Annotated in this window: 12 protein-coding genes; 3 read left to right on the top strand and 9 right to left on the bottom strand. The window is 66.7% G+C overall.

Features of this window, described 5'->3' with window-relative positions:
• Positions 1–57 precede the first annotated feature (57 nt).
• The 7 genes from JS531_RS02300 to JS531_RS02270 form a co-directional block, all read right to left on the bottom strand.
• Positions 58–3,981 carry an ATP-binding cassette domain-containing protein gene (locus JS531_RS02300; RefSeq protein ID WP_214312034.1) on the bottom strand — a complete coding sequence of 1,308 codons (3,924 nt, stop codon included), beginning with the start codon at positions 3,979–3,981 and terminating at the stop codon, positions 58–60.
• Positions 3,982–4,083: 102 nt separating this feature from the next.
• Positions 4,084–4,959: a dipeptide/oligopeptide/nickel ABC transporter ATP-binding protein gene (locus tag JS531_RS02295; protein WP_214312032.1), complete on the bottom strand. Its 876-nt coding sequence runs from the start codon at positions 4,957–4,959 to the stop codon at positions 4,084–4,086.
• A complete protein-coding gene (locus JS531_RS02290; protein ID WP_214312030.1) occupies positions 4,956–5,978 on the bottom strand; it encodes an ABC transporter ATP-binding protein in 1,023 nt (340 codons plus the stop codon). The genes JS531_RS02295 and JS531_RS02290 overlap by 4 nt, the downstream gene beginning before the upstream one ends.
• Positions 5,978–6,883, bottom strand: coding sequence for an ABC transporter permease (locus tag JS531_RS02285; RefSeq protein WP_214312028.1), 906 nt, complete (start codon positions 6,881–6,883; stop codon positions 5,978–5,980). Before JS531_RS02285 ends, JS531_RS02290 begins: the two co-directional genes overlap by 1 nt.
• A complete protein-coding gene (locus JS531_RS02280) occupies positions 6,880–7,848 on the bottom strand; it encodes an ABC transporter permease (protein WP_214312026.1) in 969 nt (322 codons plus the stop codon). Before JS531_RS02280 ends, JS531_RS02285 begins: the two co-directional genes overlap by 4 nt.
• Before the next feature lie 112 nt (positions 7,849–7,960).
• Positions 7,961–9,535 carry an ABC transporter substrate-binding protein gene (locus JS531_RS02275; RefSeq protein WP_214312024.1) on the bottom strand — a complete coding sequence of 525 codons (1,575 nt, stop codon included), beginning with the start codon at positions 9,533–9,535 and terminating at the stop codon, positions 7,961–7,963.
• A gap of 749 nt (positions 9,536–10,284) precedes the next feature.
• Positions 10,285–11,919, bottom strand: coding sequence for a sugar porter family MFS transporter (locus tag JS531_RS02270; protein ID WP_214312017.1), 1,635 nt, complete (start codon positions 11,917–11,919; stop codon positions 10,285–10,287).
• A gap of 369 nt (positions 11,920–12,288) precedes the next feature.
• Between JS531_RS02270 and JS531_RS02265 the strand changes: the two genes are divergently transcribed.
• Entirely contained in the window at positions 12,289–14,112 is a 1,824-nt protein-coding gene (locus JS531_RS02265; RefSeq protein ID WP_214312015.1) for an AMP-dependent synthetase/ligase, read from the top strand.
• 489 nt (positions 14,113–14,601) lie between these two features.
• Here JS531_RS02265 and JS531_RS02260 read toward each other — a convergent pair whose 3' ends face one another.
• Positions 14,602–17,145 (bottom strand): InlB B-repeat-containing protein, encoded by a 2,544-nt coding sequence (locus JS531_RS02260; protein WP_214312013.1) that lies wholly within the window; start codon positions 17,143–17,145, stop codon positions 14,602–14,604.
• A gap of 521 nt (positions 17,146–17,666) precedes the next feature.
• On the opposite strand from JS531_RS02260, the gene JS531_RS02255 reads away from it, so the two are divergent.
• Both JS531_RS02255 and JS531_RS02250 read left to right on the top strand, forming a co-directional pair.
• Complete coding sequence (locus tag JS531_RS02255; RefSeq protein ID WP_346427749.1) at positions 17,667–18,500, top strand: gamma-glutamyl-gamma-aminobutyrate hydrolase family protein; 834 nt, start codon at positions 17,667–17,669, stop codon at positions 18,498–18,500.
• Between the two features lie 245 nt (positions 18,501–18,745).
• Positions 18,746–19,546 carry a hypothetical protein gene (locus JS531_RS02250; RefSeq protein ID WP_214312009.1) on the top strand — a complete coding sequence of 267 codons (801 nt, stop codon included), beginning with the start codon at positions 18,746–18,748 and terminating at the stop codon, positions 19,544–19,546.
• Between the two features lie 18 nt (positions 19,547–19,564).
• Here the strand turns inward: JS531_RS02250 and JS531_RS02245 are convergent, their stop codons facing one another.
• Positions 19,565–20,521 (bottom strand): CTP synthase, encoded by a 957-nt coding sequence (locus JS531_RS02245; protein ID WP_217625615.1) that lies wholly within the window; start codon positions 20,519–20,521, stop codon positions 19,565–19,567.
• Positions 20,522–20,946: the final 425 nt, after the last annotated feature.

The raw sequence follows: 20,946 nt of genomic DNA, 5'->3' as shown, positions 1-20,946 counted from the left end.
GAAACGCCCCGACGCATCAGCGTCGGGGCGTTTCACGTCCGTGACCGGAAACGTCCGTCACATGCGGACGACGGCATCGGCGATGCGCATCGCGGATTCGCGGTGCGAGACGAGGACGACGGCCTTGGGCGTGGATCCGGCGGCGTCCACCGTCCCCTCGGCATTCCCTCCCGTCGCCAGGTCGCGGATCGACCGGAGGATGACGGCCTCGTTCAACGCGTCGAGACGGCTCGTCGGTTCGTCGAAGAGGACGAGATCGGCGTCGCGCAGGAACACGCGCGCCAGACCGATGCGCTGGCGTTCGCCTTCGGACAGGCGGTCGCCGAGCTCGCCGACGGCCGTGTCGAGGCCGTCCGGCAGCGATTCGACGAAGTCGAGGACGGACGCCTTGCGGCAGGCCTCACGCAACGTCGCGTCGAGCGTTTCGGCCGACGTGGACGCGATGCGCTCCTCCGGCAGGGCGATGAGCAAGTTCTCGCGGATGGTGCCGTCGAACAGGTGCGTCTCCTGGCCCATGAGCGCCTGCACGCGGCGGCGGTGATGCGCGTCCACTGCGGGCAGCGGCGTGCCGGACAGGAGCACGGTGCCGGAACGCGGATCCCAGTAACGCATGAGCAGTTTGAGCATGGTGGACTTGCCGCAGCCGGACGGCCCCTGCACGCCGAGGATGCCGGCGCGCGGCACGTCGAGCGTGACGTCCTCGAACACCGGGCGCGACGCGGGCGGAACGGCGACGGCATCGGACGCGTCGCCGGCCTTTCCATCGGACGCGTCGCCGGACGCTCCCCCATCGGACGCTCCCCCGTCGTACGCGAACGTGACATGGTCCAGCCGCATGCCCTCGTAGGCGGGCGTGGCGGCACCGGTCTCGGTGACGGCCGGCGTCTCGTCCATGAGCGCGAACAGACGGCGGGCGGAGGCGAACGTCTGCGTGAGGTTCGCGGGCAGTGCGCTCAGCGCGAGCGTCGGACCGAACGAGCTGGCGAACAGCACGAACCCGGTCACCAGCGCGGGCGAGGACGCCGGGGTGGCCGCGGCGAGCGCGAGCGTCACGCCGGCGGCGGCCGCGGTCAGGGCGAGCACGAGCAGGCCGTCGATGCCGGCGAACCGGCCGTTCACGCGGCTCAGCCGCGCGTGTTCGCGCCACAGGCGCTTCGTACGGTCCACGATGGCACCCACGCGGTCCTCGCCGCGGCCGAAGCGGATGATCTCGTCGAGGCCACGCATGTCGTCGAGCATCACGTCGTCCAGTTCGGACGCCTGCCGGCGGATGGACGGGCCCAGATTGTGCACGCCGGTGGCGAAGAAGCGCGGCACGACCACGCCGATCACGAGGTGCGCCACGACGAGCGCCAGCGCCATCCACGGGCTGACGGCGAGCAGGACGACCGCGTACGCCACGGAGGTGACGAGGGCGATGACCACCGGGCTGATGGTGTGTGCGAAGAAGATCTCGAGCAGTTCCACGTCGGTGGTGAGCATGGCGATGAGGTCGCCCTTGCCGTGTCCGGCGAGCTTCGCGGGGGCGAGCCGGCGCAGCGCGGCGAACGCCTTCGAACGGAACAGGGCCAGCAGGTGGAACGCCACGTTGTGGTTGAGGTACTGCTCGACGTAGCGCATGAGACCGCGCAGCACGGCGCAGACGACCATCGCGGCGACAGCCGCGGGCGCGCCGAGGCCCCACACCGGGTTGCCGGCGAGCGCGAACGCGGCGGCCATGCCGAACACCGGCAGGAACGTGGCGGACAGGTGGCCGAGGGTGCCGGCCACGCAGGCGGCGGTCATGAGGTGCGCGAGCGGTTTCGCCTCGCCGAGGAGACGCGCGATGAGCTGCGGCGTGGACATGCGGTGTGCGGCGATTGTTTCAGCAGTTCCAGCGGATGCGGCGGTCTCCCCCGCCGTGTCCGATGCCGCGGTACCGGCCGACTCGGCCGTTGCGACGGTTCCGGCGACCGCGACGGGTTCCGTCGCGGCGGTTTCGTCGAGCGCCTCGATGCCGGCCTGGGTGCGGAAGAGTTCGGCGTAGCGTCCGTCCGTCTGCATGAGCGTGTCGTGCGTGCCGGTCTCGACGGTCTCGCCGTGGTCGAACACGACGATACGGTCCGCTCCCCGCGCGTTGGCCATGCGGTGGGTGATCATGACGACGGTCTTGCCGCCCACGGCCGCGAGGTCGCGGATGGCGGCGAGGATGAGCTCCTCGCTTTCGACGTCGACGCTGCTCGTCGCCTCGTCGAACACGATGACGGGCGCGTCGTGCAGCAGCGCGCGGGCGATGGCGATGCGCTGGCGCTGGCCGCCGGACAGGTTGGCGGCGTCCTGTTCGATGGGCATGTCGAGGCCGGCGGGCTGCGTGCGCACGAAGTCGGCGATGCGCGCCTGTTCGAGGGCGTGCCAGAGGCGGGGGTCAACGTCGTCGGGCGTGGAATCGGACGCGACGTCGGACGAATCGTGGACAGGCAGCGCCATCATGAGGTTGTCGCGCAGGGTGCCGGCGAACAGGTGACTGCGGGCGCCGATCCCCGTGACCGCGCGGGCGAGGGCCTCGCCGGAAAGCGCGGAGACGTCCACGCCGTCGATGGTGACGGAGCCGGCGTATCCGGCGATCGAGCCGGAGAGCAGCGCGGCGGCCGTGGACTTGCCGGAGCCGGAGACGCCCACGATCGCGGTGACCTGGCCCGGCAGGGCCTCGAACGTGACGTCGCGCAGCGCGGGGGCGTGCGTCACAGCGTCGGACGCCCCGGACGCGTCGTCGTACGCGAACCGGACGTGGTCGAACCGGACGGGCGGCGCGGCGTCGCCGGCCGGCAGCGTCGCTGTGCCGCGCGCCGGCACGGGCGTGTCGAGCAGCGCGAAGATGCGCTTCGTGGAGGTCATGCCGTTCATCGCCACGTGGAAGAACGAGCCGAGCTGGCGCAGCGGGATGAAGAAATCGGCGGACAGCAGCACGATGAGCATGAGGCCGCTCAACGTGAGCGGATACCCGAACCCGTACGGGAACACGTACTGGAGCAGGTAGGCGACGTAGGCGAGCGGGCCGTGCGCGCCGGCCGCGAGGTCGGCGAACGACCATGCCGAGCCGGAGGCGAACGCGCCGTCGGAGCCGGCGTAGCGCCACAAGGCCACGCCGATGCCGGCCGCGGTGCCGCCGTACGCCACCAGATCCATGGCGGACAGGGAGCGCAGTTGGATCTGCAGCACGCGCATCGTCATCACGCGGAAGTTCTCGGCCTTCTCGTCCATGTCGCGTGCGGCGCGGCCGTCCGCGTCGAACGCCTTGAGCGTCTCCAGACCCTGCATGTCGTCGAGGAACGCGGCGCCCATGTCCGTGTAGCGGCCCCAATACCGTTTGAACACGCGGGCGGCGCTCATCGCCACCATGCCCACCACGAGCACGATGAGCGGCGCGCAGACGAGCATCGTGACGGCCGTGGGCAGGTCCAGCGGCGCGATCACGGCGAACAGGGTGAGCGGAGCGAGCACCGCGTAGAACAGCTGCGGCAGGAACAGTTCGAAGAAGCTCTGGATCTGCTCGATGCCCTCACCGGCGGACTGCACCACGTCGGCGGTGCGCACATGCTGCGCGTAGGAGGGGCCGAAGTCCAGCATCTTGCGGTAGAGGCGTTCGCGCAGGGCGAGCTTGACGCGTTCGGAGGCCTCGGTGCCGAGGCGCGCGGCGAGCGTGGTCATGCCGTACCGCAGCAGCGCGCAGCAGAGCATCATGAGCGCGTAGAACATGAAGTCGCCGGGCATGGGCGTGAGCTGCACGTCGAAATCGAACAGGTTCGTGGGGCAGTCGGCCGGGGAGGCGGCGTCGCAGGCGAACATGTGGGGGTCGGCGGCCGTGAGCAGGTTGGCGAACAGGGCCACCAGCGCGATCATGAAGCCGATGTTCGCGAGCAACCCCACCCACAGGCAGGCCACCTTGCCCGCCACGAGCCGGCCGATGCCGGGCGCCATCCGGAACAGTCGTTTGTCGAACATGTCTCCCCTTCCCTAGCGTGCGGAACCCGTCCAACCGTAGCGGAAAGACGGGGTACGCGCCAGAGGTCTTCGCCGCGGGAAGAGGCGGGGACGCGTGGCCGATCAGAGGGCGACGGCGCGGGCGGCGTCGAGGAGCTCGCCCGAATAGCCGGCGAGCGGCGCGTGGAAGAACAGGTCGGCCGGCCCGTTGGCGACGATCTCGCCGCGGCGCATGACGACCACGTCGTCGCAGATCGCGTGCACGACGCCGAGATCGTGGGTGATGAGCATGAGCGAGAGTCCCCGACGCCGGCGCAGCCCGTCGAGCAGGTCGAGGATGTCCCGCTGGACGGACACGTCGAGCGCGCTGGTCGGCTCGTCGGCGATGAGCACGTCCGGTTCGACGGCGAGCGCCCGGGCGATGGCGATGCGCTGGCGCTGGCCTCCGGAGAAGGCGTGGGGGCGGCGGGAGAGGATGTCGTCGAGGTCGGTGCGATCGGCGTCGTAGGCGGCGTCGCGCTCCCCCAGTCCGACCTGCGCGAGCAGCTCCCGGCATCGCGCGTCGACCGCCCCGCGCGGGGGTCGCGGGCCGAGCGTGCCATGCAGGAGCATGCCCTCGGCGAGGATGCGGCGGATGGTGTGGCTCGGGTTGAGCGAGGAATCGGGGTTCTGGAAGACCATCTGGATGCGTCGGCGTTGGGCGCGCGTACGGCGGATCGGCGCGATCGGACTGCCGTCGAGCAGGATCTCACCGCGGGAGCCGCGCTCGGCGGCCCGGCCGGCCCGTTCCGCGTCACGGCCGGCCCGGCGCCCGACGGACGGCGCGATGAGTCCGGCGGCGACGCGGGCGAGCGTGGATTTGCCGGCGCCCGATTCGCCGACGACGCCGAGCGCGCCGCCTTTCGGCAGCGTCAGCGACACGTCGTCGACGGCGGTGAAGCCGCCGTATGTCACGGTCACGTGACGCAGGTCGAGGATTGGGGTGGGGTCGTCGGTCATCGCGTCTCCTCCTTCCCGTCGTCATCGGCGTTTTCGCCGTCCGTCCGGCCGGCGTCCGACGCGCCGGGGATGGGGAGGATCGCGTCGATGAGGCGCTTCGTGTAGTCGTCGTGCGGTTCGGCGAGGATGCGGGCGGTCGGCCCGGTTTCGACGACGCGTCCGCGGCGCATGACGACGAGCCGGTCGCACAGGTGCGCGGCGACGCCGAGGTTGTGGGTGACGAACAGCATGGTGAGGCCGAGCCGTTCACGCAGTGAGGCGAGCAGGTCGAGGATCTGGCGTTGCACGGTCACGTCGAGTGCGGTGGTGGGTTCGTCGCACAGGAGGACGTCCGGCCGGCAAGCGAGCGCGATGGCGATGCCGACGCGTTGGCATTGGCCGCCGGACAGCTGCCCCGGGTATCGGTCGCGGTCGCGCAGCGATGCGGGCAGGCCGAGGGCGACGAGCAGGTCGGCGGCGGCACGGTAGGCCTCGCGGCGCGCGCGGAGGCCGGCGAACGGGAACGGCCGTCGGCCGGACGTCGGGACGGAGACGGATGCGGCGGCATCGGACGTTCCGTCTCCGAGGAGGGCGGACATGTCCGTCGTACCGTGGGCGCGCATGACCTCGGCGACCTGCCGCACGACGCCGCACAGCGGGTCGAGCGAAGCGACCGGATCCTGGAAGATCATCGCGAGGCGGGGTGCGGACGCGTCGGACGGATTGGACGGATCGGCGGCATCGGACGCGTCGGACGTCGCGGGAAACGCGACGGCCGCGGGGTCCGCGACGCGCACGCCTTCGGGCGGCAGCCCCATGACCGCGCGCAGCGTCAGGCTTTTGCCGGAACCGGATTCGCCGACGATGCCGACGGCCCCGCCGCGGGCGACGTCGAACGAGACGCCGTCGACAAGCGGAACGCCGGTCGCATCGGACAGGACGCGCAGATCCCGCACACGCACGAACGGCACGGGCGTCGGGCCGGACGGAACGGACGCGGCGGACGACGGGGACACGGACGGCACGGTTGGATCGGACATCACGCCTCCCTTCTCACGTCGTTCAACCCGTCGCCGATGAGGGCGAGCGCGACGCCGACGAGGACGACGGCGCAGCCGGGCAGCGTCGACACCCACCAGCGGGTGGCGAGGAACGACTGGCCGTCGGCGATCATCGTGCCCCAGTCGGGCGTGGGCGGGGCGATGCCGAGACCCAGGTAGCCGAGCGTGACGATGGCGACGAGCAGCGCCACCATGTCGCTCATGAGCACGGTCACCGCCTGCGAGAGCACGTTCGGCAGCATCTGGCGGGTGAGGATGGACAGGTCGGAGAAGCCCATGACGCGCGCGGACTCCACCCATTCGGCCCGGGCGAGCGAAGCGGTCGCGCCCTTGACGGTGCGCGCGAAGATGATCCAGCCCATGATGAGGAACGTGAGGAAGATGCCCTTCATGCCGGTGCCGGTCACGAACGCGACGACCGCGACGAGCAGGTAGAACGGGAACGCGATGAGCGCGTCGGACAGCAGCGTGATCGCGCGGTCCGGCCATCCGCCGTAGAAGCCGGCGACGAGGCCGGCGGCGGTGCCGATGACGAACGGCAGCGCCTCGACGCCCATCATGAGCATGAGGTCGATGCGCCCGGCGGCGGCGACGCGCGTGAGGATGTCGCGGCCGAGCTGGTCGGTGCCGAACGGATGGGCCGGGGAAGGTGCCTGAAGCATCGAGGCGATGTCCTCCGCGACGGGATCGTAGGGAGAAAGCACCGGGATGACGGCGACGGCGAGCACGATGAGCGCGAGCAGGACGAGGCCCGCGGCGAGCGTGCGGGAGCGGCGCGGACGGGACGGACGGACGCCGGTGGCGGGACGGGCGGGTCGGACGCCGGCGGAATCGGGGCTGGCGGATTGGACGGGACGGACGCCGGCGGAATCGGGGTTCCTCATCGCGCGCCTCCTTCCCGCACGCGGTAGTCGATGAGCCCGCCGGCGAGCCGCACCAACGTGGAGACGAGGACGACGCCGAGCGCGCAGTACATCGCCACCGCCTGGATGAGCGGGAAATCGCGTGCGGTGATCGCGGCGAACAGGAGCGAACCCACGCCTCTGAGGCCAAAGACCTGCTCCACGACGAGCGTGCCGCCAATGAGGAACGAAACCTTCATGCCATACAGCTGCAACGCGGGCAGAAGGGCGTTGCGCAGCACGTGACGGCGGATCGCACGGCGGGACAGGCCGGCCGCGCGCAGCGTCGTGACGAAGTCGGCGCCGAGCACCTCGAGGATGCGCGTGCGCAGCGAGCGCACGATGAACGGGGTCTGGGCGAGCGCGATCGTGAGGCTCGGCAGGGCCATCGAATACAGCATGCCGTCGATGCCGGGCTGCGTGCCGCCGACCGGGAAGATCCGCAAGGTCACGGCGAAGACGAGCACGAACACGAGTCCCACCCAGAATTCCGGCATGCCGAGCGTGACGGTCGGCACGACGCGCACCAGCTGGTCGATCCAGGAACCCTTGTGCAGGGCGGCCGTCATGGCGAGCGGCAGGGAGATCGCGACGACGAGCACGGCCGAACAGCCGACGAGCCACAGCGAGACGGGCAGCCGGTCGAGGACGAGCGCACGCGACGAGACATGGTAGGCGATCGATTCGCCGGTGTCGCCGGTGGTGACGAGGGTCGTGACGAACGAGACGAACTGGCGTCCGATGGACTGGTCGAGGCCGAGACGATGACGCAGGTCCGCAATCTGCGCGGGGCTCGCCTTGAGGCCGAGCACCATCTGCGCCGGGTCGCCGGGCACGAGACGGACGATGAGGAACACGCCGACGGTGACGAGCGCGAGCACGAGCGCCGCGTGTACGACGACGCCGCCCAGCCATGTGGCGAGGGCGGCGCGGCGGTTGTGGGTCATGAGGGCCATTGTAGCGGCGGACCTGTCTGGAATGTCCGGACTGTCCGGGCCGGCGGGGTCGGCCGGACCGGCGGGGATGTCCGGGCTGGCGAAATCGGCCGGACCGGCGGGACTACTCGAACTTGACGTCCTGGAAGCGGACGGAATCGTTCGGCAGGACCTCGAGGCCGGTCACGTTCTTGCGCACGGCCTTGACGATGTCGGGCGAGTACAGCGGGATGTACGGGACCTCATCGGCGAGGGTCTGCTGGATGCTCTTGTAGAGCTCGGCGCGCTTGTCGCCATCGGGCGTGACCTGCGCCTGCTTGAGCTCCTTGGTGACCTCGTCGTTCGAATAGCTGGTCCAGTAGGACTTGCTGAAGCCGTCCGGATCGGCCTGGAAGTCGATGATCGAATCGGCGTCCGGATAGTCGGCCTGTGCGGAGTTGATCATGATCTGGTAGTCGAACGCCTTGAAGCGGGAACGGAACGTGGCCATGTCCACCGAATCGATGTCGAGCGTGACGTCGATCTTCGCGGCCGCGGACTGGAGCAGCTGCGCGGCCTGCTGGTAGGCATTGTTGCCGGACGGCACGAGGATCTTCGCCTCGAAGCCCTGCGGGAACTTGGACTGCGCAAGCTCGTCCTTGGCCTTGGCCTGGTCGTTGTCCACCGGGGTGATGGAATCCTGCGTGCTGTACTTGATGGCCTTCGGCAGGACGGTCTTCGCGGTGGTCGCGTGGTCGAAGGCGACGGCCTTGGTCACGTCGTCGCGGTTGAGCGCGTAGGCGAGGGCGCGGCGCACGTGGACGTCGGAGAAGTGCTCGTCGGCGGTGTTGAAGAAGAACGTGTGAGTCACCCAGCTGCCGGCGGTCTCCACCTTGGTGTCGGAGCCGTTCTCCAGCTCATCGATGTTCTCCAGCGCGGGGCTTTCGATGCCGTCCACCTCACCGGTCTTCAGCTGGTTGACGGCCTGCGTGCCGTCCTCGACGACCTTGTAGACGAGCTTGGAGATGCCCGGCTTGCCCTTCTGCCAGTAGTTGTCGTTCTTCTTGAACGTGAGGTCGCCGGACTTGTCCCACTTGTCCACGACGAACGGGCCGGTGCCCACCGGGTTCTCGAAGAACGCCTTCTCGCTCTTGCCGCCGAAGTCCTTCGGCACGATGCCGTTGGAGAAGTTGGCGAGTTCGGCGAGCAGCGGCGTGTAGGCGCTGTTGAGCTTGATCTCGACGGTCTTCTTGTCCGGGGCCTCGACGGAGGCGATGTCGGCGGTGAGCGGCAGGGCCGCGTCCTTCTCCGCCTGATGCTGCTTGATGGAGAAGACGGCGTCGTCGGCGGTCACGTCGGTGCCGTCGGAGAACTTGAGGCCGTCGCGCAGCGTGAACGTGTAGGTCAGGCCGTCCTCGGAGACCTTGTGCGACTTGGCGAGCCAGTCGATGATCTTGCCGTCCTTGTCGAAGCTGACGAGCGGTTCGAAGACCTTGTCGATGGCGAACGCGTTGTTCGAGGTGATCTCGGTCCACAAATTGAGCGAGGTCACGGCCGCGGAGCGCGCGTAGGTGAACGTGGTCTGGCCGGAGACGCCGTTCGCGGTGGACGTGGTGGAGCCGCCGGTCTGCGAGCATGCGGCGAGCGAGAGCGCGAGCACGCCGGCCAATGCGGCCGAGAGCGCGCCCTTGAGTCCCTTCCTCAGGTTCTTCGTCTTCATTTCTGCTGTTCTTCCTCTTGCTTTTCGTGCGATGCGGCGCGCGCCGCGACGGGCGGCGGACGCCATGAATAAGCGCATCAATAGTAAACGCCCATGATGTTACGGTGCAATCGCGGCATCATAGGCGTTGGTTCTAGCGGGTTATCGGTCCCGGCGCCAAAGCGGGCGGACCGGGCGAACCGGTCAACGAACCAGGCGAGTCCCCGTCGTCCCGTCCGATTCTTACGTATCGGACGGAAACGGGGCGCGGATCACGGACGGAACGTCCGTTCCTGCAGAATCGGACGGAACCGCACCCACCAACACGGTCCAAGTGTCCGTTTCTACAGAATCGAGCGCAACAGGGCGCACACGGCACTCCCAAACATCCGAACCTACAGGAACGAACGCAGCGGGGGCTCGCATAGGGACTCAAACGTCCGTTTCTATAGGAACGGACGAAACCGGACGCTCAGGAGCCCACCAAACATCCGTTTCTACAGAATCGGACGAAACGGGGCACACGTACAGGCCCACTCCCGTCCGATTCTTAAGAATCGGACGAAACCGCACCCACCAACATAGTCCAAACGTCCGTTTCTATAGGAACGAGCGAAACCAGCCTCTCGGAAGCCCACCAAACATCCGAACCTATAGGAACGGACGCAGCGGGGCGAACACAAGGGGCCAGAACGTCCGTTTCTATAGAAACGAGCGCAAGGAGGGGCGGAGGACGGGAAGGGCGGACCGGGACAGTCCCGGCGGACCGGTCAGCGGGACTTCTGCGCGGCGACGAGCGCCTCGGCGGCGGCCTTGGTGGCGATGGCGCGCTCCTTGGCGCGGCGGGCGCGGGCCAGCTCGGCCTCGGCGGCCTTGATGTCGGCCTCGGCCTGCTTGAGGTCGGCGGTGGCGCGCACGACCTCCATCTGCGCGTTGGACCGATCCTGCTTCGGCTTCCACAGCTCGGCGATCTCCTCGAGGGTCTTGTCCTTGGTCTCGGGCACGAAGGTGATGACGCCGAGGAAGCACAGGAGGTTGGTGCCGGCGAACACGAGGAACGTGCCCATGCCGCCGATGGAGCTGATGAGCATCGGGGTGAACTGGCCGATCGCCCAGTTGGTGCCCCACAGGAACACGGTGCAGATGCCGGTGGCGCGGCCGCGCAGGTAGGTCGGGAACAGCTCCGGGATCATGATCCACGGAATCGGACCCATCGAGAACGCGAACGCGGAGGTGAAGCACATCACGAAGATGAGCATGAGCAGCTGGTAGTTGTTCGCATACGCGAAGCTGATGCCGAGCGCGAACAGGACCATGAGGCCGGAGCCGACGGCCATGAGCTTCTTGCGGCCGGCGGTGTCGATGAGGTACATGCCCACCACGGTGAACACGAGCTCGATGCCGCCGACGAGCGAGGAGGCGAGGAACTCGGTGTTGCCGCCGAAGCCCATGTGGCTGAACATGACCGGTCCGTAGTAGGAGATGGCGTTCATGCCGATCGCCTGGTTGAAGATGGCCAGGAAGATGCCGATGAGCAGGGCCTTCCTCAGGCCGGGCTTGAACAGGTCGGAGAAGCTGGCGTTGGCCTTACGCTCCTCGGCGATCTGCAGCTGGATCTCCTCGACGTCGCGACGGGCCTTGTCGGAGCCGTTGATGCGCTCGAGGACCTTGTAGCCCTCCTCGACGCGACCGGCCTGCACGAGGAATCGCGGCGACTCCGGGGACAGCCACAGCGCGGCCACGAAGATGGCGGCCGGGATGGCGCCGATGCCGAGCATCCAGCGCCAGCCGTTGGCGACGCCCCACGCGTGGGAGCCGGAGGAGGCGATGAAGTAGTTGATGACGTTCGTCAGGAAGATGCCCGAGATGGTGAGCAGCTGGTAGGCGGAGGTGAGCGCGCCGCGGATGTTGGTCGGCGCGGATTCGGTGATGTAGGTGACGGCGAGCGCCGCGGCCAGGCCGATGCCGACGCCTCCGATGACGCGGGCGAGGATCAGCGTGAACGGGCTGAACGTGAACGCGCTCCACAGGGCGGCGACGAAGAAGAACGCACCGCCGAACATGAGGATCCTGCGGCGACCGTACTTGTCGGACAGGAAGCCGGAGAAGCCGGCGCCGATGACGCCGCCGATCATGATGGAGCTGATGACGAGGCCCTGCAGGGCGGGGCTCAGCGCGTACTTCTCCTGCAGGAAGTCGATGGCGCCGGAGATGGAGACGGTGTCGTAGCCGTAGAGCAGGCCGGCAAGGCCCGCGCTCAGCGCGAGGCCGACGATGTAGCGGCCGGAGCCGCGGCGCTGGTGCTCGTCGGCCTCCACGACCGGCTCCACCGGCTCGGCCGGTTCGGCCGACTTGACGCCGGCCGCGCCGGCGGATGTCCTCAATGTTTCTACTGCTTGGTTCATGGCAGCGTCCTTACGTGTGCTCTTCCTCTGCTGTTCTTGGCGAAAGCGCTTTTTTCAGTGTTTGTTAACGCTAACGTTCATCCGCCGGAGCAGTATCGTAGCCATCGGGCGGGACCTGTCGGCGACACGCGCCGGATTCCGCCGCCGCACGTCTCCGGCGCGTACGTCGCCGACACGTCGCTGGCACGTCACAGGCGTGCCGCGGGCGTGTTGTGGGCATATACAAAAGTCGTCGTCGCGCTTATGGCATTGCGCACAAAACAAAAGAACCTACGGACACGTAACCTCGTCGACAGACTGGCCGAAATCGTCACCTCCCCATCGCAGGCGATCATCACGGCCACCGGAACACGTAAGGAACACGGCATCATGCTCGACCACTACACCACACCAGGATCGTCCGTCGAACTCAAGGACGACCAGACCATCTACTCCCTCCTCACTGACCGTCTCGCACGCACCGGAGAGGACACCGTCATCGCCGAGAAGAAGCTCGGCCCCGGCCGCTGGCAGAACGTCACCACCGGCGAATTCCACCGCATGGTCGTCTCCGCCGCGCGCGGCCTCATCGCGCTCGGCGTCGCCAAAGGCGACGCGGTCACCATCTTCTCCTCCACCCGACTCGAATGGGGCGTGCTCGACTTCGCCATCGCCGCCATCGGCGCCGTCAGCGTGCCGATCTACGACACCGACTCCGCCGCCCAGGCGCAGCGCATCCTCAACGACGCCGACGTCAAGCTTGCGTTCGCCGACGACCGCACGCGCTTCGACCGTCTCGACTCCGTCAAGGACCACTGCCCGTCCCTCAAGCAGATCCTCATGATCGAAGGCAACGCGCTCGGCGCGCTCGAAGGCCTCGGCGTCACCGTCTCCGACGAGGAACTCGACGAGCGCATCGCATCGGTCCACATCGACGACCTCGCCACCATCGTGTACACGTCCGGCTCCACCGGCGCACCCAAGGGCGCCGAACTCACGCACCGCAACTTCGTGTCGATCACCATCGCCGCAAGCGAGGCGCTGCACGAGATGATCCTCGACGACCATCCGCGCCTGCTCCTGTTCCTGCCGCTCGCCCACTGCTTCGCACGCTTCATCCAGTACGCGTCCATCGCCTCCGACGACGGCGTCGTCGGATACCTGCCGGACACGAAGTCCCTCCTGCCCGACCTGCGCTCCTTCCAGCCCACCTACCTGCTGGGCGTGCCGCGCGTGTTCGAGAAGGTGTACAACGCCGCCTCCCGCAAGGCCGGCGCCGGTTGGAAGGGCCGTCTGTTCCTCAAGGCCGCCGAGGCGGCGATCGCATGGAGCAAGGCCGAACAGGCCGGCGAGAAGCACACGCTGACCGAAATCGCCGAGCACGCCAAGTACGAGACACTCGTCTACCGCACCGTGCGCGGCGCGCTCGGCCCGAAGATCAAGTACGTGGCGTGCGGCGGCGCGCCGCTGTCCCTCGATCTGGCGCACTTCTACAACGGCATCGGCCTGCCGATGATCCAGGGCTACGGCATGACCGAAACGGCCGCGCCGTTCGCCGCGACCCGCGTCGACGACAACGTGATCGGCACCGTCGGACAGCCCGCGCCCGGCTCGTCGGTGCGCATCGCCGAGGACGGCGAGCTGCAGGTCAAGGGCCCGAACGTGTTCCGCGGCTACCACAACCTGCCGGAGAAGACCGCCGAAGCGTTCACCGCGGACGGATGGCTCAAGACCGGCGACCTCGCGTCCATCGACGACGAAGGCCGCATCACGATCACCGGCCGCAAGAAGGACATCATCATCACCGCCGGCGGCAAGAACGTCTCCCCCATCCCGCTGGAGGAGGAGATCACCAAGTGCCCGATCGTCGAGCACGCCGTGGTGGTGGGCGATCAGCGTCCGTTCATCGGCGCGCTGGTGACCCTTGACCCCGAGGCGCTGGAGACATGGCTGCCGCAGCACGGCCTGTCCCTCGAGACGCCCATCGACCGCCTCATCACCAACGCGGCCGTCCACGAGGAGATCCAGCAGTACGTCGACCGCGCGAACGCGACCGTTTCGCGCGCCGAATCCGTGCGCAAGTTCGTGGTACTCGACACGCAGCTCACGCAGGCGAACAAGTGCCTGACGCCGTCGTTGAAGGTCGTGCGCCCGGCCGTCAACCGCGTGTTCGCCGACGTCATCGAGCACGAGCTGTACGCCGGCAAGCGCTGAGGGTGCGGGAGGTTGGGTCGCGGTTGCGGGGTGCGGGGCTGCCGCAAGCATGGCACGCAACCGACGGTCGGACCTACCGGCCCGCTGACAGGGCTCCTAGCGTCGTATCCGTGCCAAACCTGGCAGGGATACGACGCTCACATAGCCGTTAGCGGTGTTTCCGTACCAACCTTGGCATGGATTCGACGCTGACAAGGCCTTGGCATCGTCTGCACGCCACATTTGGCGCGAAACCGACGCTCACACAGGTCTCAGCGTCGGTTCGATGCCAACCTTGGCGCGGAACCGACGCTCACACAGGTCTCAGCGTCGGATTCGTGCCATCGATGGCGAGGAAGCGACGCCCGAACCATGGACGACAAGAGGCCGGCATCTCCGGAACGGAGATGCCGGCCTCAATGCGTTCCGACCAGCCAAATCAGCGGGCCGGAATCGGGTCAGCGGCCGAACCGACGCGACGAGCGCGCGGCCCGACCGGAGAACCTGCCGTCAGTCGCGGTTGCGACGGACGGCCAGCGCCATGGCGGCGGCCGTCAGCAGCAGCATGACGGCGACGCCCATCACGGCGATGGACGAACCCGTCTTCGACAGACGCGCGGTCTTGGCGGACTTGGCGGAGGACTGCTTCGCGTTGTCCTTCTTGGCAGCGTTCTTCTTGGCGTCGTTGGAGGGCTTCGACTGGTTCGGCTTGGACGGCGTGGTCGGCGTGGAGCCGCCGTTCTCACCCGGCTTCTCGCCAGGCTGCTCGGCGTTCTTCGTCCACTGGGCGTAGAGGGTGAGGCCACCGGACACGGGCGTGGCGAAATCGTACGCGGTCTTGCCGTCCTTGTCCGTGGTCCAACCCGCGAACGTATAGCCTTCACGCGTCGGATCCGCAGGCTTCGTCACGGTCTTGCCGTACTCCACGGTCTGCGCGTCCACGGCCGAACCGCCGTTCGCATCGAACGACACCGTGTACTCGTTCACCGTCCACTGCGCGTACAGCGTCAGGTCGCCGGAGACCGGCGTGGCGAAATCGTACGCGGTCTTGCCGGCCTCATCCGTCGTCCAACCCGCGAACGTATAGCCCTCACGGGTCGGATCCGCAGGCTTCGTCACGGTCTTGCCGTACTCCACGGTCTGCGCGTCCACGGCCGAACCGCCGTTCGCATCGAACGACACCGTGTACTCGTTCACCTTCCACTGGGCATAGAGAGTGAACGCCTTGTTCACTTTCCTCGTCGCGACGAACTCCTGGTCGCCGGCGGCGTCATACGTCCAGCCAGTGAACGTGTAGCCCTCGCGCGTGGGCGTGGGCAGGTTCGTAAGTGCATGGCTCGTGGCGGCTTGGACCGGGGCGACCGCGTCGCCGCCCTGTGCATCGAACGTGACGGTGCACAGGTACTGCGGGTAGATGGAGAAGTCGCTCTCCTCGTCGAGCGGCTGCGACGGGTCGAACGTGCCGTAGTCGTATTCGCCGAGCGACCAGTGGTCGAACGTGCAGCCGTCCTTCGCGGGCGCCACGAGCTTCGGATCGTTGGCGGGAACATCACCATAGTTCACCGTGACGTACTTGCCGCTGGTCTTGCTGCCGATGTAGATGCGGACCGCGATGGCCTCCCACTGCGCGTACACGGTCATGTCCGAGGTGATGCCGTCGGGCTGCTTCCAGACGGTGCGGAGGTTGTGCGTGCATTCCACGTCGTCCTTCTGCGTGGACCAGCACTGGAACCGGTAGCCGGTCTTGGTGACGTCGGTGTTGACGTGGTTCACCCATTCGGTGTCGTTGTGCGTCGTCGTGTCATTGGCCCACCATTCCGCGGTGTGGCCGACTTCGGAGCCGCCCTGCGAATCGAAGGTGATGGTGTACTTGGCATTCTCTTTCCACTGGGCGTAGAGCGTGAACGCGTTGCGGACCTGACGGGTGTCGAAGAACCGCTGGTCACCGGCGGCGTCGTACGTCCATTGGACGAACGTGTAGCCGCTGCGCGTGGGGGTCGGCAGGTTCGTCAACGGCTGGCCCGTAGGCGCCTGAATCGAGGCGATCGGATCGCCGCCCTGCGTGTCGAACGTGATGGTGCACAGGTACTGCGGATAGGCGGACATGCTGGCCTTGGCCGAGGCGAGCGGCTTCGTCGGATCGAACACGACCGTGCCGTCCTCATCGGTGGACCAGTGGTCGAACGTGCAGCCGTCCTTCGCCGGGGCGACGAACTTCGGGTTATCGGCCGGAATGTCACCGTTGGTCATGTCGACGAAGTTGCCGCTGGTCTCGCTGCCGATGTACACGCGGACGGCGATGCCCGCCCACTGCGCGTACACGGTCATGTCGGAAGTGATGCCGTCGTTCGAGAACCAGAGGTTCCAGAGGTTATGGTCGCAGGCCTTGTCCGACTTCTGGGTGGACCAGCACACGAAGCGGAAGCCTTCGCGGGTGGGCTTGGTGACCTTGTCGGACCACTCCTCGCTGTTGCTGCCGGTCGCGTCGTTCTTCATCCACGTGGCGGTGTGGTCGACCGGGGTGCCGCCCTGCGAATCGAAGGTGATGGTGTAGCCGTAGACCGGTTCGGCCGCTGCCTTGGGTTGCGCCTGCTGGGTGGTCGGCTGGGACGGCTGCGTCTTCTGCGTTGCCTGCGTCGACGGCGCCGCCTTCGAAGTCTGGGCCGACGTCTGTGCGGGCTGGGCCGCCGACGACGCGGACTTGGATTGGCTCTCGCTGCTTTGCGGCTGCGCCGACGCGGCGGTCTTGCCGGACGTCGCGGCCTTGGACGCGGCCGCACCCGATGCGGCGGCTGCCGACGTTCCGGCCGCGGCGGTCTTGCCTGCGGACGCGGTTGCCGACGCCGACTGCGTCTGGTTCTTGGATTGCGCCGCATCTGCGGCCGATGCGGCCGACTGCGTCTGCTGCGACGTAGTCGTCGACTCGGATTGCGCCGATGCGCCTTCGGCGGCGTTGGCCGCAGGGACGCCCACCATGAGCGTCGCTACGGCGGCCGGTATCGCGAGGAGTTTCATCCACCTGCCGGATGGACGCGGATTACGGTTCATTGTCATCGCTAGCTTCCTTCCCTCTAGGACTCCTGAACCTCTATGTCACGTGGCCCGCGCAAGCACCGTCTTCGCTGCATGTTTACGTTGCCAACGATTCCAGTGTATTGCCGCGGAACATCATGTGCAAGGGAGATGCAGCCCCCAATGAATGCCCAGGCATCGCATCTCCCAGTCATCATTCATCCAGCGAAACAAGCCGGCAGCATCGCACCGATCCGCATCACCGAGAGCCCACCCAGCGACATAACTCGGATGACCACCGACCAATCGCTTCACGGATACCCTCCTCGGCGAAACACCCAGTCACCACAACACCAGCATGCTTCACGGACAGACCTTCCAGCGAAACAATCCGACACCGTCGCGCCACGCCCAATACGGCGAATACCGAGGATACGGCGAGCATGCTACGGATTCCCTTGACCTGACGACCATCGGCTCGGGTTCACATCGGTCCGATAGAGTGACGGCATCGTGCGAATCACATAATCGCCCGTTCGCGGGATGACGGAAATAAGGGGTGCGTGATGACCGATCGGCCGATGATCGCAGTGACGCCACTGATGGATTACGGGCGGGACAGCCTGTGGATGCTGCCCGGATACATGGATGCCGTGCTGCGCGCGGGTGGCACGCCGGTGATGCTGCCGCTGACCGACGATGCGGACGTGGTGGAGCAGTGCGCCGAACGGTTCGACGCGTTCCTGTTCACGGGCGGACCGGATGTAGGGTCGTCAGTCGGTCTCTTGGCCAATCCCGGGAACAGGACCGGCATCGGCGCTGCAGGCACCGACGAACCGATGGACGGCAAGAGAGATGGTGCAGCCGGGCGGCGAGACGATTCCACGGCCGCTGACGCGGATGACGCGACCGGCCGCAGCGAAGCGCTCTCCCCCGAGCGCGACCGCATGGAATCACTGCTGCTGCCGGCCGTGATACGACTGGACAAGCCGATTCTCGGCATCTGCCGCGGCATCCAGTTCATCAACCGGTTCCTGGGCGGCACGCTATGGCAGGATCTGCCCACCGAGCATCCCAGCGGAGTCGAACATCATATGAATCCGCCGTACGACGCGTTCGGGCACACCGTGACGTTGACGCCCGGCACGCCGCTGGCCGAACTGTTCGTAAGCCAACGGGAAATCGCCGTGAACAGCTATCACCATCAGGCCGTGCGCGAACCGGCACCGGGGCTGCGCGTCATGGGCGTGGCTCCGGACGGGGTGATTGAGGCGTTGTGGCGGCCGGCGAGCCGGTTCCTGTGGGCCATGCAATGGCATCCCGAGTTCCTGTACAAGGTGGACCCGCGTTCACAGGCCATCTTCGACACGTTCGTGCGCGCGGCGCGGAGCGAGTAGCCGCACGCTCCACTCCCACCATGCCGCGATGACCCACCCCAACCGGCAGCACCCCAATCGACGACGCATCTCGACAAACCCGGCTGAAACCCCCGTTCTCTGGTATTTACAGCACCACATGGATGAAACCACCCTTCTCAAACGGGCATTTGACGCTGTAGACCGGGAATAATGGGGATTTCGGCCGTAACATGGAATGGAATCGGCATATCGAACGGGTTGGGCGGAAAAGGAGGGCATCCGTCATGGGGATTTTGTCCAGGCTGATACGAACCTTCGCTGCGTTCCGGACGATGCGCACCTCCGAAACAGCACGGCAGGTACGGGCTCCGAAGACGTCACGTTCGATGAGGGCACACGGTCCGGCGCGAACGACGCGGCCAAACGATTATGATGACGGCAACCCCGCCGGCCAGAATGACATCCCGCCCGGTCTCATTGATGCCGGTACGGCCGGACGAAATCATGAATCCCCCGTACTGACCGTATTGCGCGCCCACAGCGGCGAAAACACGGAAGACGGGACGTACGAGGACTTTCTCAATCGCCCATCGGTCCGCAAGGCGATACGCGACGATGCGAGGCTTCGCGGTTATCCTCCCATGGACCGAGACGCCACACTTGAATTGGCGAACCGGCTCCGAACCATATACGGCAAGCGATTGCGGGAAATATGCGGAGGCCGCGACGACATGGATCCGTTTGCCGCCAACCAGATGATGTTCGAAACGCCTTGGTCGCGCTATGACGGCACCTATCTGTGGGTGGGCACCGATGGGGACATCCATCGCACGTATCAGGAGCGCGGCCGAATCAATCCCGTGGAATCCATCGACGATGAGGATGACTTGGCCTACGACCTGGTCACGACCATCGTGCAAACCCGCGCATACCGCATCATGACGGCCGGACCGCACGAGCCGTGGACGGACAGGGAATGGCCCATGCGGCTCAGTGCGCTGCAGGAGGCCCTGATGTCATGCTTCGGCGACAAGTGGCGCAATCGTTTCGCCGAGGAGAACGAACGGCTGTTGCGCCATCGCTGACACCGACGACGGATCCCGCTACGGAATGCGGCGAACACCCAGGCTTTCCAGATCGCGGAGGATTCGTGCCGGGCTGTCCAGTTCGTTGGCATACATGCGTATGACGGAGACCCTCTGCCGTTCCAGACACTGCTGTCTACGGCGTTCACCATCGACCACCTCACGAATCGACCTGCCTGACGTCATATTCGGATCCACGTATTTGCGCACACCGTCGAATTCCATCACCACGCAGGTTCCATCCTGCTTCTTCCAGAGAAAATCCACGCGATGTCTCCTGCCCGGATGATCCAGACACGGGAATTCCGTCTGGATGTCGTCGGGAGGATACCCCATCTCATGCAGCATGCCACGTGCCGACGATTCACCGCCGTTCTCGCTGCGCGCGTCGGACAGGGTGAACGCCCGCATGACGGTACGACGGCGACGGGAATATTTCACCGATGATGGGTATGCCAGCAGAACATCTTTGTCGACGGAATTGGCCCGCAATGACGAATCGATGGGAGCCAGCGAATATCGCAGGCTCAAGGCGGCGGCACAGTCGAACAAGGTGCGCAGCAGCCCCGTCACCTTCACGCCTTCCACCTCAGCGATCTCGGGATTGGAGATGACGTGTCTCGTCAGCTGCCCGGAGTTGCGATAATGCGTGCCTGGTGCGACGGCGATCCAAAGCGGACACGACAACCGATAGGAACAATCCAGCCGATGCATGATGGCTGCCGTCGGCCCGCAGAACACCCAGTCGGGATGGCATCGGGACAACGCCCGAACGACATGACGGACCTGCTCATAACGGTCAAGGGCATTCCAATAATCGGTCTGCGCATAGAGCCCACGAAACGGCTTCACGATGCCGCCGGAGCATACACGCCGCTGAATCGCCTTGAATTCGGTGTCCGTGGGAGCCACGACGCAACGCTTCTCCCGACGCGCTTCGGCGAACAGCGCATCAACCGCATGATGCCTTACCATGTCCCCATTGTAGAGGGGCCATCCGTAACGAATCCCGGGGCCGAAATCCCCGATATCCAGAATCTACAGCACCAAACACCCGTTTACATGGGGACGTTTCGGGGGTTTGACGCTGTAAACCGGAAATAACGGGGGTTTGAGCAGGAGGAACCGGAACACGCGGAAACGAACAGGGCCCGTCACGAACCGACCAGCCCGCTTCGCGAAGAGGCCCACCAGCGAAGCAACCAAGCACCGTCGCACCAACCCGCTTCGCAAACGGCCTCCCCAGCGAAACGATCCGGCAGCATCGCACCAACCCGCTTCGCAAACAGCCTCCCCCAGCCCTTCTCCCCCAGCCCGGCACAAACGAAGGGCCCGACTCCCCATTGGGGAATCGGGCCCTCTCATGGCCATTGACGCTCACCGTCCGCTAAGCCCGGCGA

It is taken from the genome of Bifidobacterium sp. CP2 (assembly GCF_018555635.1).
Taxonomy (GTDB): domain Bacteria; phylum Actinomycetota; class Actinomycetes; order Actinomycetales; family Bifidobacteriaceae; genus Bifidobacterium; species Bifidobacterium saguinibicoloris.
The sequence above is the reverse complement of the archived record's forward strand: the minus strand, read 5'-3'. Positions and strand labels throughout refer to the sequence as shown.

Excerpts from the sequence above, each read along its gene's own strand:
- JS531_RS02300 (WP_214312034.1), bottom strand. The coding sequence starts at position 3,981 with ATGTTCGACAAACGACTGTTCCGGATGGCGCCCGGCATCGGCCGGCTC.
- JS531_RS02295 (WP_214312032.1), bottom strand. The coding sequence starts at position 4,959 with ATGACCGACGACCCCACCCCAATCCTCGACCTGCGTCACGTGACCGTG.
- JS531_RS02290 (WP_214312030.1), bottom strand. The coding sequence starts at position 5,978 with ATGTCCGATCCAACCGTGCCGTCCGTGTCCCCGTCGTCCGCCGCGTCC.
- JS531_RS02285 (WP_214312028.1), bottom strand. The coding sequence starts at position 6,883 with ATGAGGAACCCCGATTCCGCCGGCGTCCGTCCCGTCCAATCCGCCAGC.
- JS531_RS02280 (WP_214312026.1), bottom strand. The coding sequence starts at position 7,848 with ATGACCCACAACCGCCGCGCCGCCCTCGCCACATGGCTGGGCGGCGTC.
- JS531_RS02275 (WP_214312024.1), bottom strand. The coding sequence starts at position 9,535 with ATGAAGACGAAGAACCTGAGGAAGGGACTCAAGGGCGCGCTCTCGGCC.
- JS531_RS02270 (WP_214312017.1), bottom strand. The coding sequence starts at position 11,919 with ATGAACCAAGCAGTAGAAACATTGAGGACATCCGCCGGCGCGGCCGGC.
- JS531_RS02265 (WP_214312015.1), top strand. The coding sequence starts at position 12,289 with ATGCTCGACCACTACACCACACCAGGATCGTCCGTCGAACTCAAGGAC.
- JS531_RS02260 (WP_214312013.1), bottom strand. The coding sequence starts at position 17,145 with ATGACAATGAACCGTAATCCGCGTCCATCCGGCAGGTGGATGAAACTC.
- JS531_RS02250 (WP_214312009.1), top strand. The coding sequence starts at position 18,746 with ATGGGGATTTTGTCCAGGCTGATACGAACCTTCGCTGCGTTCCGGACG.
- JS531_RS02245 (WP_217625615.1), bottom strand. The coding sequence starts at position 20,521 with ATGGTAAGGCATCATGCGGTTGATGCGCTGTTCGCCGAAGCGCGTCGG.